Source organism: Allobosea sp. P1_A7 (assembly GCF_056406775.1).
Window position 1 is genome coordinate 1 of sequence record NZ_JBFTZN010000225.1, and the last position, 11,437, is coordinate 11,437.

Here is an 11,437-nt window from a genome sequence, read left to right on the forward strand (position 1 = left end):
GAGCGTCCGTGTCGCCTGCGAACCGTTGAGCACGAAGCGGACGGCACCGTCTCTGCTGATGATCGGCCGGCTCGCGACCAGTCCGGCGGGATCCGCGACATCGGTTTGCTGGATGCGCTCCAGTTCGAAGAGCGAGGTATAGAACAGCAGCCAGGACAGCATCTCCTCGTAGTCCATCGACTGCGAGATATGGTCGACGCTGTCCAGGAGGGCAGGTGAGGGCGCGCGCTCATCTACCGTTGCGATGAACTCCTTCTCCCAGACATGGCCGAGCTCGCCCTTGGGCTCGGTGAAGTAGATCAGCGCGCCGCCGACTCCACGGATCGCCGGAATATGCATCTCGCCCGGCGCGATCGGCTGCTCGAAGGCTGCGATTTTGAGCTGCTTCGCCCGCGCCATGGCCTGCGCCACATCCGCCACCCGCAGGCCGATCGCACAGACGCCGGGCCCGTGCATGATCGCATGCGACTGGGCAAAGCCGTCCTTCTCGGTGTTGAGCACGAGATTGATGCCGCCCTGGCTCCAGCGCGTTACCGCTTTGCTGACATGGTGCCCGGTCTGCCGGAAGCCGAGCGCGGTGAAGAGTTCCGCCAGGCTGTGGGCCGTCTCCTCGTCGAGCGCGAACTCGATGAACTCGACGGCAAGGCAGGGCGCGCGCGGTGGCAGCTCCGGYGCGACCTGGTCGGCGAGCTGGATCAGCGAGCGCACGCCGTCGGTCGCGAGCCGCCGGGCCGAGCCGGCGCGAAACTGGTCGTTGAAGACCTCGAGTGAGAGCGGCCCGGAATAGCCCGTCGCCTCGACGGCCCTGACGAAATTCGCCACCGGCAGATCGCCCTGTCCGGGGAAGCAGCGGAAATGCCGGCTCCAGCTCAGCACATCCATGTCCAGCGCGGGCGCATCGGCGAGCTGGACGAGGAAGATGCRGTCTCCGGGGATCGTCGTGATCGGCCCCAGGGGCGAGCGCCGCGCAAGCGTGTGGAACGAGTCGAGGATCAGGCCGATGCGCGGATGGTCGGCCCGGCGCACGATCTCCCAGGCGTCGCGGTAGTCGTTGATATGCCGGCCCCAGGCCAGCGCCTCGAACCCGACCTTGACGCCATGTTTCTCCGCCAGGGCTCCGAGCTCTCGCAGATCGGCCGCTGCACGGTCGATGCCGGCCTCGGCCGGCGGCGAGACATTGGAGCAGATCAGCATCAGCTCGGCGCCGAGCTCGTTCATGATCGCGAATTTGCGCTCGGCCCGGGCGAAGGCGCGGGCGCGCTGCGGCTCCGGCATGCCCTCGAAATCGCGGAAGGGCTGGAAGGCGGCGATGCCCAGGCCGAGATCGGCGATCATCCGGCCGACATCGCGCGGGCTGCCGTCGAAGGTCAGGAAGTCATTCTCGAAGACCTCAACCGCATCGAACCCGGCGCCGGCGATGGCTTGCAGCTTCTCGGCAAGATCGCCGCTGAGCGAGACGGTGGCGATCGAGGTCGGTTTCATGCTGCACCTGTCCCGGACAAGACCCGCAGCGGAGCGGGCTTGACGGTTGCCCCGGTTCGGGCTGCCTCTGCAACGGCCTCGACGACCGCCAGCGTGCGGGCGGCATCGGCTGCGCCGGTCAGCGGCGCTTCGCTGCCGCGGATGACGGCGCAGAAGTGCCTGAGTTGTTCGGCCAGCGGTTCGACAGGCTCGACGCCACGGCTCTCGTGCTGGAGCGGCTCCCACCAGCCGGCCTTGTCCCCGTAGTGCCAGAAATCGAGCTTCGGCAAGGCCAGCGAGCCTTCGCTGCCGGCGATCAGGTAACAATGGCCCTCGCGCTGCGGATAGGCCTTGTTCTCGCCCGAACTGAGCTCCCAGCTCCAGGGCGAGGGCGTTACGTCCGAGACGGTCGCGGTCCCGAGTGCACCATTGCTGAAGCGGAAGATCAGGGCGGCGCTGTCCTCGACGGCAAAGCCGCGTGTCGCGTTGGAGGTGATGGCCTGCACGCTGTCGATCTCGCCGCAGATGAAGCGGAGATTGTCGATATCGTGGATCAGGTTGATCAGCACTGGCCCGCCGCCCGGCTCGCGCCGCCAGGCGACGTCGAAATAGTCGTCCGGCTTCTTGATCAGGAACAGCGCATTGACGGCGACCAGTCGGCCGATGCCGCCTTCGCCGACGATCCTTCGCGCCGCCTTGACGATCGGGTTGTGGCGGCGGTGATGGCCGGCAAGCACGGCGACGCCCGTGCGCGCCTGGGCATCGACGAGCTGTTGCGCCGCAGCGACGCTCTCGGCGAGCGGCTTCTCGACCAGCACCGGCACGCCGGCCTCGAGGCAGTCGATCGCGCCCGGGACATGCAGCGCATTGGGCGTCGCGATGATGGCGCCGTCCGGCTTCATCGCTGCCAGCATCTCCTGCTGCGACGGGAACCAGCGCAGATTCCGCTCGGCCGCGATGGCCTTTGCCGCCTCGGTCGGGTCGCAGATGGCGGCCAGTGAGCAATCCGGCGAGGCCTCGAYGCGCAGGAGATGGGCGCGGCCGATCAGGCCGGCGCCGACGAGCGCGATCTGGAGAGGTTTGCTCATGCGGCCTCCGTCATTGCGCCGCCGAGGAAAAGCTGGCCGACGCGCGGATCGGCGAGGATATCGGCAGCCGGTCCCTGCATCCTGGTCTGGCCCAGCTCCAGCACAAGCCCCTCATCGGAGATCTCCAGCGCCGAGCGGGCATTCTGCTCGACCATCAGGATGGTGACGCCGCGCGTGCGCAGATTCTGCAGAATGCCGAAAGTCTCCTGCACCATCATCGGCGACAGCCCGATCGAGGGCTCGTCGATCAGCACGAGCTTGGGGTCGAGCAGCAATCCGCGCACGATCTCGAGCTGTTTCTGCTCGCCGCCCGAGAGGGTGGACGCCTGCTGGTCGGCCTTGCGGCGCAGCGCCGGAAAGCGATCGAGCGCGGCTTCCAGCCGCTTCGGCATATCGGTGATGCGCGAGCCCGCCGCGACTGCGCCGAGCTCGATATTATGGCGCACGGAGAGCTCGGGGAAGATGTTGCGCCCCTGCGGCACATAGCAGATGCCGGCCTCCAGGAGCTTGCGCTGGTTCCAGTGGGTGATCTCGGTGCCGTCCAGCCGGATATGGCCCTCGCGGACCTTGAGCAGGCCGAAGATCGCCTTGAAGACGGTCGACTTGCCGGCGCCGTTGGGGCCGATCACCGTGGTGATGGCGGCGCGCCGGACCTTGAAGCTCGTGCCGTTCAGGATGGTCATGGCGCCATAGCCGCTGACCACGCCGTCGAGTTCGAGGATATGGGCGTCCATTCCAGTCGCTCCTCAATGGCCGAGATAGGCTTCGATGACCTGTGGATTGGCCCTGACTTCGGCAGGCGTTCCCTCGGCCAGGACCTTGCCTTCCGCCAGCACGAGCACGCGGGTGCAGAGCGACATGACGAAATCCATGTTGTGCTCGATCACCACGAAGGTCGCGCCCTGCTCGGCATTGATGGCGCGCAGGCGCTCCTTGAGGTCGCCGAGCATGGTCAGGTTGACGCCGCCCGCCGGCTCATCGAGCAGCACGAGGCGGGGCCCCGCCATGAAGGCCATCGCGGCATCGAGCAGCTTCTGCTGGCCATAGGAGAGCCCGCCCGCCTTGGCGTCGACGAGATGGCCGAGTTTGAAGAAACCGATCATCCGGTCGGCCTTCTCCGTCAGCCCGGCATCGCGCCGCCCGAAGAAGCGCGTGAGCATCGTGCCCTCATGTTCCTGGCCGGCGAGGATCAGGTTCTCGCGCACCGAGAGCTCGGGGAAGACCTGGAGCAGTTGGAATGTGCGGCTGACGCCGAGGCGGTTGAGGTCGGAGGGGCGCATGCCGGTGACCTCCTTGCCGTCGAGTTTCACCGTGCCCTCGGTCGGGTCGAGCTGGCCCAGGATGCAGTTGAACAGGGTCGACTTGCCGCAGCCATTCGGCCCGATGATGCCGAGGATCTCGCCCTCCTTGACGGAGAAGGAGACACCGTTCACCGCCTTGATGCCGCCGAAGGCCTTGTGGATATTCGAGACTTCGAGGACCGGGCTCATGAGCGGCCTCCGGTGTTGGCGGCCACGCTCTTGCCGATCTTGCCCTTGCCGGTGAGCTTCGCCCAGCCGCGTTCGAGCAGGCCGCTCACGCCCTGCGGGCAGGCGATCAGCAGCAGCATGACGATGGTCGCGAAGATGATCAGGTAGAGCGACCCGACGACGCGCAGCCATTCCGGCAGCACCACGCCGAGCAGCGCGCCGATGAACGGGCCGAGCAGGTAGCCGGCGCCGCCCGCGACCACCATCAGCAGCAAGAAGAAGCTCTGCGACAGCGAGAAGGGCGAGGGGTCGATGAATTCGACCAGCGGAGCGTAGAGCGCGCCTGCAAAGCCGGCATAGGCCGAGCCGATCGCGAAGGCGAGCAGCGTGTACATGCGCGTGTCGATGCCGAGGCTGGCGGCCCGGATCGGGTTCTCGCGCAGCGCCGTGAAGGCGCGGCCCCAGGGCGAGCGGATCATCCACCATAGCGCGATCGCCAGGATCAGGGTGACGATGACGACGAACCGGTGGAAGGCGAGCGCGCCGTCGAGCTTGAGCCCGAAAAAGCTGGGGCGCGGGATGTTCGAGAGCCCGAAGACGCCGCCGGTCAGCCATTGCTCGTTGCGCAGGATCAGCCAGATCAGCGTGGAGAAGGCGAGCGTGACGAAGGCGAGGTAATGCGCCTTGACCCGCAGCGCCGGGAAACCGAGCACTAGCCCGACCGCGAAGGTCAGCAGGCCCGAGATCGCAAAGGAGGCGTACCAGTTCAGCCCGACCTTGGTGGTCAGCAGCGCCGTCGCATAGGCGCCGAGCCCCATGAAGGCGGCCTGTGCCAAAGACTTCAGGCCGGCATAGCCGAGCGTCAGGTTGAGGCCCATCACGGCAATGCTCATCACCAGCCAGAGCGAGAGCACATAGGTACCATAGCGGCCCATGCCGGCCGGGGCGAACCAGAGGATGACGGCGCCGAGCATCAGCGTGATCAGGGTGCCGTCGGCGAAGGCGGCAAGGGACGGCACTCTTGAAAGGCGGCCGCGCTGCTGCGGCAGGCTTGCCTCGGTCGCGGGCGCGGTCATACGCGGCGCTCCTCTTTGCGGCCCATCAGGCCTTCCGGCTTGAGCAGGATGATGACGACGAGAAGAACGAGCGGCACGGCCAGGCGATAGGAGGATGAGATATAGGCCGCCGCCATGCTGTCGACGATGCCGACCACGAGTCCGCCGACCAGCGCGCCGCGCACCTGGTTGAAGCCTCCGACGATGGCGGCGATGAAGGCGAACAGGCCGATGACCTCGCCGTTCGAGAATTTTGCCAGATAGATCGGTGAGATCAGCACCGAGGCGACGACGGCAAGCGCGGCGTTGATCACGAAGGTCAGCAGCACCATGCGCTCGACCGGGATGCCGAGAATGCGCGCGACGGTCGGGTTCTGGGCCGTGGCCTGCATCTGTCGGCCAAGCCGCGTGCCGCCGACGAACCATTGCAGCAGGCCGATCACGGCGAAGGCGACGACGATGATGGCGACATGCTGCAGCGAGATCGAGGCGCCGAAGACCGAGATCGTCTGGGTCGGCACGAAGGAGGGGAAGTTCTGAGCCTCCGCCGAGAAGCCGTCCTTGGCGCCTTCCTTCATGATGATCGAGAGCGCCATCGTGGCGATGGCAAGCGGCAGCACGCCGTGCCGGATCATCGGATCGACCACCGCGACCTTGAACCCGACGCCGAAGATCAGGATGAAGGCGGCGATGCCGATCAGTGCGCCCAGCCAGATCGGCGCGCCGAACAGCTTGATGGCGAGCAGGACCAGCACCGCCGGCAGCATGACGAACTCGCCCTGGGCGAAATTGATCGTCTGCGAGGTCTGCCAGACCAGCGTGAAGCCGATCGCGGCCAGCGCGTAGATCGCGCCTGTGGCGATGCCGGCGATGAGATAGGCGATGAATTCAGCCATGGCGCGTCCTCGTCCTGTTGGCGCTGCCTGTGTTGCGACCTGCCGTCGTCCCCCTGGCGCTGGCGGCCGCAGGCCGCATGGAGCCGCAAGCCAGTTCCGGCGCGTTGCGTCCGCTTCTGGATCCCGGGCGTCCGTTCGGTCGCCCGGGATGACGTGGCGAGGTGTTTTCGTCGTAAGGCCTGGTCTTACGGCTTGATCTTGGGCAGGGTCGCGTTGATCACCTGCTTGCCGTTGATCACCTCAGCGAGGAAGCTCTCGCGGTCGAGGTCGCCATTGCTCTCGATGGTGGTTTCCATCAGGATTCCCGGCTCGTCCGAAGGCTTGATCGTCGCGCCGCGCAGCGTATCGGCGAGGCCCTTCTTGTCGAACTTGTTCTGCTTCTCGGTCGCCCACTTGATCATGTAGACGGCCATGTAGCCCTTCAGGCCGTTATGGTCGGAGGCATAGTTGTACTTGGCCTGGTACTTCTTGCCGAATTCCTGGAAGGCCGGGATCGGCGCGTCGATCGAGAGGCCGACATGGCCCTTGACGCCGTTGGCAGCGTCGCCCGCGAGCTCGATGACCTTGGCGCCGAGCAGCGTCGTCTCGCCGACCATCGGCTTGCTGATGCCCTGCTGCTTGGCGGCGCGCAGGAAGCGGGCGCTCTCTTCCTCGTTKAGATAGACGAAGATCGCGTCGGCATTCGAGTTCTTGATCTTGATGGCGTCGGCGGCGAAATCGGCCTGGCCCTGTTCGGTCGCGACATCGGCCGCCACCTTGATGCCGGCCTTCTCGAGCTCGGGTAGGATGGCGTCGCGCCCGCCCTTGCCGAAGTCGTTATTGACCCAGACGACGGCGACCGAACCCGCCTTGACCGTGTTCTTCAGGTAGTTCGCGATCTTCGGCATCGCCGCAGCCTGGCTGAGCGAGGTGCGGAACAGGTACTGGTTGCCCTGCTTGGTCAGGCCGGCAGCCTCGCCGCCGACGAACTGGGCGATCTCTGCACGCTGGGAAATCTGCATCGAGGCGCCGATCGGGCCGGAGAAGACCGGGCCGAGCACGGCATAGGTGCCCTCGTCGATGGCGCGCTGCACCGCGGCGCGGGTGTTCCCCGGGTTGGTCTGCGTGTCGTAATGGACGATCTCGATCTGCTTGCCGAGGATGCCGCCCTTGGCATTGATGTCGGCGACGGCGAGATCGATGCCGTTCTTCCAGTTGGTGCCGGCGGTCGCGCCCGCACCCGAGAGCTCGACGACGTCGACGAGCTTGACCTTGTCCTGCGCCAGCGCCGGGGTTGCGAGCCCTGCGCCGAGGGCCGCGGCGATGATCCATTTGAATGTCATGATGTTTCCTCCAGTTGTCCGGTTTCTTGTCTCCGCCCGGTCTCGCCGGGGCGTCGCTCAGGCAGCGCGATCGATCGTCGCGCGCGCCGCCATGACCCTGTCGAAGGCCTCGGCCTTCGCGTTATCCGAAGGCTCTGCGCCGATGATCTCGATCAGGTGGCACCGCGCTTCGAAACGGGCGGCCCGTGCGGCCACCGCGTGCATCGCCAGTGACACAGAATGCGCGATCGGCGAGCCGAGCAGCACACGCGTGGTCCTGTTGGCGACGGCGATTGCCGGCATGTCCGATCCCTCTTGGCTCGCCCGTCATGGTCGCAGGCGTTGCCATACGTCACATAAACCGATTTAGGCTAGTAACGCGATAACCAATTCAATCGCATTACCTAACCTGATGTTATCTTTTCCACTGCCTTGACTGAGGCGCGCAGGCGGGATGAGACCACCGCGTTCATCTCCTCGCGCAGCAGGGTGACGAAGGTTTCGGCATAGAGCGAAGGCGCCTTGTCGTTCTTGATCGCAACATAGGTCTGGAAGCGGGTCGGCTCCTCGATCGGGATCGCGGTGATGCCCTGCATCGAGCCATGCGCGACGGTGAACTGGTCGATGATGGCGATGCCGAGCCCGGCCCGCACGAGCGAGCAGACGGTGGTGCCGAAGCGGGCCTTGATCCGCATGTCATAGGCCAGGCCCTGCCGGCTGAAGATCTCGCTCATGACCCGGCCATAGGGATCGTTGGGATCGATGCCGATCAGTTCGTGCTGCACGATCTCGCGCGCCGACAGGCAGGCGCGGCCGGCAAGCTCATGGCTGTCGGGGACGATGCAGAGCAGTTCGCCCACCGCCAGGGGGACGAAATCGATACCGGGATGGTCGAGCTTGTAGCTCATCGCCGCGATCTCGCCCTTGCCGAGCAGCAGATAGTCGAGCGCCTCCTCGATCTTCAGGATGTTGATGTCGATGCGCAGGTCCGGATGCTTGCGCCGCAGCCGCTCGATCGCACGAGGCACCATGACATGGCAGATGCTCGGCACGGAGCCGAGCTTGAGCTCGATCTCGCCGCCGCGCTCGATGCGGGCGAGCGTGTAATGCAGGTCGTCGACCTTCTTGTAGACCCCGTTGATCTGCTCGAAGATATCGTTGGCCTCAGGGGTCGGAATGTAGCGCCCATGCCGGCGCTCGAACAGTTTCAACCGCAGCGTGCGTTCGGTATGCTTCATCAGGCGGCTGATGCCCGGCGCCGAGACGCTGAGCAGCTTGGCCGCCCCGGCAATCGTGCCGGTGATCATGATGGCGCGGATCACCTCGATCTGGCGCAAGGTCAGCATGACCAGCGTATCCTTCCCCATCCTGTTTTGCGACAAGCGGAGGCGAGGGCCGGATGACTGTCAAGCGGGCCGAAAGGGGAGCAGATCGTGGAAGTCGAGATCAGGCGGGTAACCGCGGCGGATATGGCCCTGTTCGACCGCGTCGACGAGGATGTTTTCGACGAGCCGGTCGATCCGGCAAGGCTCAGCGCCTATCTCGCCTCGCCGGGCCATCTCATGCTTGTCGGGCTTCGCCAGGACGTGGTGGTGGCGCAGGTCGCTGCCGTGATCCATCGCCATCCCGACAAGAAGACGGAACTCTATATCGACGAGGTCGCCGTTGCCCCCGCGCTGCAGCGCCAGGGACTGGCGCGGCGGATGCTTGACGACATGTTCGCCTGGGGCCGCGAACTCGGTTGCGAGGAGGTCTGGGTCGGAACCGAGCTGGACAACGAGCCGGCGCGCGCGCTTTACGAACGGCCGTTCGGATCGGGCGGCGTCTTCGTCATGTATGCCTGCGTGCTCTAGGCTTGGCGCCTGTCACTCGCGCTATCGCTCTGGCACCGCAATCGGGTTTTCGGTGTCTCGCCAAGGGGACGACGATGGCCGACGACAAGACCGCGATGAAACTCGGCGAGGACGAACTGCGCGAGATCGCGCTCTATGCCGCAAGCTGTGCCAGGCAGGCTCTGTCGCTCTTCGAAGCGAGATACCCTGCCGATCATCGTCCGCGAGACGCGATCGAGGGTGCGGAGGCATTCGGTCATGGAGGCAGGCGGACCGCTTTGTTGCGCTCGCAGGCCTGGGCGGCGCATGCCGCCGCTCGCGAGGCGCAGGACCCTCCCGCTGCCGATGCCGCCCGGGCCGCCAGTCTCGCGGCCGCGGCCGCGTATCTGCACCCCAAGGCCACTCCGCACCAGGTCAGGCACATCCTCGGCTCGACACCGGACTTCGGGGCTAGTGGCCGGCTCTTCTGCGAGTTCGCGCAAGGGTCGCACCCCCGTCTTCAGAGACCGGAACCCGGACCGGGGCGCTCGAGACGACGCCGTGCCGGGGAGCGCGCTTCAGTCCGCGCCCGGCAGCTTTCGGGTCAGTTCGGCCTGGGTTTGCAGGAGCGGCAAGGTCTTGGTGGCAAAACCCTTCAGTTCGGTATCCGTGCCAGCCTGGGCGTAGCCGGAAAACAGCGCCATCGCCTCGTCCTGGGCTTGCTTCTGCGCGGCGACATAGGCGCGGTCGAACTCAGGCCCCTGCTTGTCGCCGAGCTCGCGCAGGATGTCCTGATGGGCCTGGTCGGGCCGTTCCGGCAGGGCGATGCCAGAGCGCTTCGCCACGATCTGGCGCAAGCCGGTGCCTGCGATCGTGCGGTCGTTCACGGCCTGATGCGCAAAGGCCTTGATCTCGGGCGAGGAACTCTTCTGCAAGGCGAGCGTGCCGAGCTCGACGGCCATCATGTTCGAGACTGCGGCTCGTCTGACGAATTCATCGGCCTGGAGCGCTTCCTGTGCAGGAGCACGGGAAACGCAAAACGCCAGTGCCACCAGGGCAAGCAGGACTGCTCTCATCAATTCCTCGCAGCTGTGCGGCCCCCCAATGAGGGATAACCTGCAATCCGCGCCGAGGTTCCGGATATCGGGGTTAGAGGACGTCGCTGACACGCAGCCGTGTCGAGTCCATGTGCCGGCCGATGACGTCCGCCAGTGCGTCCGCGTCGCGCTTCTTCAGCGCGACGATCATCTCCTCATGCTCCGCCACGGCCCCGGCCCATTTCACCGGGCCCTCATTGCCGATGAAGCGCAGCCGTTTGATCCGCGCCTGCAGGGTCTCGTGCATCTCCATCAGCACGGCATTGCCGGAAGCGGCCACGATGGCGCTGTGGATCGCCTGGTTGAGCTTGAAATATTCGAGCCGGTTCTTGGTCTCATATAGCTCCAGCATCTGCCTGTGCAGTGCGTGGATCGCCTCGATCGTCTCGTCGCTGGCCAGCTGACAGGCCATCCGGCCTCCGAGTTGCTCGAGCGTCTTCAGCACCTGCAGGATCTGGGCGAGATCCTTCTCGGTGAAGCGGCGCACGATCGCGCCCTTGGCGGGCAGGATCTCGACCAGCCCCTCGCTTGCCAGCGTCTTGATCGCCTCGCGCAAGGGGGTGCGCGAGACGCCGAGCTGGGCCCCGACCTGCCCTTCGTTGATCCGCTGGCCGGGGGCGAGCCGGCCTTCGATGATCATGTCACGCAGGCGCTCCAGGACCTCGTCATGCAAGGTGCGCCGGGTGATGCGCGGATAGATATCCGGCGTGGCCCGGGTGATGTCGGCTTCGTTTGTCATCGCCGTCCCTCGTTTTCATCGTTACGGCATGGGGTCGTCAGCCTGTCAACGCGCCGCAGCTGCGCGCTCCACCGGGCTTTCGGCGAAGATCTCGTCCTGCCTGCGCCGGGTCTGGAGCAGGACCGAGCCCTGATCGATCTCGACATCGCCGAGTTTGATCGCGGCTCCGGCCGCCACGGGGCAAACCAGCTTGCGGTTGGCAACCAGGTAGAACGGGGCAGGGCGGTCATCGGCGAGCGCCGCGGCCGGACGCATTTCGGCGCCGACGCTGTCGATGCTGTGGTGATGGCCGCCCATGGTGAGCACGGTGCCGGCCGGCAGGTCCCGCTCCGCAACGGCAACCAGGTCCCAGCGCGGACGATAATCCTCGCCATAGCCGGACCGGCCGAGCCCGGCCGCATCGAGAATGCTGGTCGCGGCCTCGATGCCGAGCAGGTGTCGCGGCAGGTACAGCATCGCGGTCTTGGCAGTGCGGCTGACCACATGGCCCTTGCCGGCAAGCATGTCCCAGGTGGCATCT

13 protein-coding genes and 1 pseudogene are annotated in these 11,437 nt (G+C 66.0%); 2 read left to right on the forward strand and 12 right to left on the reverse strand.

All coding sequences use genetic code 11. From position 1 onward, the window contains the following. The 9 genes from AC1D34_RS28140 to AC1D34_RS28180 all read right to left on the reverse strand — a co-directional run. On the reverse strand, positions 1–1,482 hold a 1,482-nt coding region (locus tag AC1D34_RS28140), incomplete at its 3' end, for a bifunctional sugar phosphate isomerase/epimerase/4-hydroxyphenylpyruvate dioxygenase family protein (RefSeq protein WP_476825979.1). Then, entirely contained in the window at positions 1,479–2,549 is a 1,071-nt protein-coding gene (locus AC1D34_RS28145; RefSeq protein WP_476825980.1) for a Gfo/Idh/MocA family protein, read from the reverse strand. The genes AC1D34_RS28140 and AC1D34_RS28145, both read right to left, overlap by 4 nt. Next, entirely contained in the window at positions 2,546–3,283 is a 738-nt protein-coding gene (locus AC1D34_RS28150) for an ABC transporter ATP-binding protein (protein ID WP_476825981.1), read from the reverse strand. The genes AC1D34_RS28145 and AC1D34_RS28150 overlap by 4 nt, the downstream gene beginning before the upstream one ends. A gap of 12 nt (positions 3,284–3,295) precedes the next feature. Then, the gene (locus tag AC1D34_RS28155) at positions 3,296–4,039 is read right to left on the reverse strand and encodes an ABC transporter ATP-binding protein (RefSeq protein WP_441488756.1); all 744 of its coding nucleotides are present in this window, start codon (positions 4,037–4,039) and stop codon (positions 3,296–3,298) included. Beyond that, the gene (locus AC1D34_RS28160; protein WP_476825982.1) at positions 4,036–5,094 is read right to left on the reverse strand and encodes a branched-chain amino acid ABC transporter permease; all 1,059 of its coding nucleotides are present in this window, start codon (positions 5,092–5,094) and stop codon (positions 4,036–4,038) included. The genes AC1D34_RS28155 and AC1D34_RS28160 overlap by 4 nt, the downstream gene beginning before the upstream one ends. After that, positions 5,091–5,969: a branched-chain amino acid ABC transporter permease gene (locus AC1D34_RS28165; RefSeq protein WP_441488754.1), complete on the reverse strand. Its 879-nt coding sequence runs from the start codon at positions 5,967–5,969 to the stop codon at positions 5,091–5,093. The genes AC1D34_RS28160 and AC1D34_RS28165 overlap by 4 nt, the downstream gene beginning before the upstream one ends. A 185-nt stretch (positions 5,970–6,154) precedes the next feature. Further along, positions 6,155–7,291 (reverse strand): ABC transporter substrate-binding protein, encoded by a 1,137-nt coding sequence (locus AC1D34_RS28170; protein ID WP_441488753.1) that lies wholly within the window; start codon positions 7,289–7,291, stop codon positions 6,155–6,157. 57 nt (positions 7,292–7,348) lie between these two features. Continuing rightward, positions 7,349–7,573, reverse strand: a complete 225-nt coding sequence (locus AC1D34_RS28175; protein WP_441488752.1) for a hypothetical protein — start codon at positions 7,571–7,573, stop codon at positions 7,349–7,351. Positions 7,574–7,674: 101 nt separating this feature from the next. Beyond that, on the reverse strand, positions 7,675–8,616 hold the full coding sequence (locus AC1D34_RS28180; RefSeq protein ID WP_441488751.1) for a LysR family transcriptional regulator: 942 nt from the start codon (positions 8,614–8,616) through the stop codon (positions 7,675–7,677). A gap of 87 nt (positions 8,617–8,703) precedes the next feature. Between AC1D34_RS28180 and AC1D34_RS28185 the strand changes: the two genes are divergently transcribed. Next, positions 8,704–9,123: a GNAT family N-acetyltransferase gene (locus AC1D34_RS28185; protein WP_441488750.1), complete on the forward strand. Its 420-nt coding sequence runs from the start codon at positions 8,704–8,706 to the stop codon at positions 9,121–9,123. 95 nt (positions 9,124–9,218) lie between these two features. Beyond that, positions 9,219–9,476: pseudogene (locus tag AC1D34_RS28190) on the forward strand (putative immunity protein); the annotation flags it as partial. A gap of 183 nt (positions 9,477–9,659) precedes the next feature. Here AC1D34_RS28190 and AC1D34_RS28195 read toward each other — a convergent pair. The 3 genes from AC1D34_RS28195 to AC1D34_RS28205 all read right to left on the reverse strand — a co-directional run. Beyond that, entirely contained in the window at positions 9,660–10,157 is a 498-nt protein-coding gene (locus AC1D34_RS28195; protein WP_441488748.1) for a DUF4142 domain-containing protein, read from the reverse strand. Positions 10,158–10,230: 73 nt separating this feature from the next. Next, entirely contained in the window at positions 10,231–10,917 is a 687-nt protein-coding gene (locus AC1D34_RS28200) for a GntR family transcriptional regulator (RefSeq protein ID WP_476825983.1), read from the reverse strand. A gap of 45 nt (positions 10,918–10,962) precedes the next feature. After that, positions 10,963–11,437, reverse strand: a 475-nt coding sequence (locus AC1D34_RS28205) for an SAF domain-containing protein (protein ID WP_476825984.1), incomplete at its 5' end; no start/stop codon positions are given.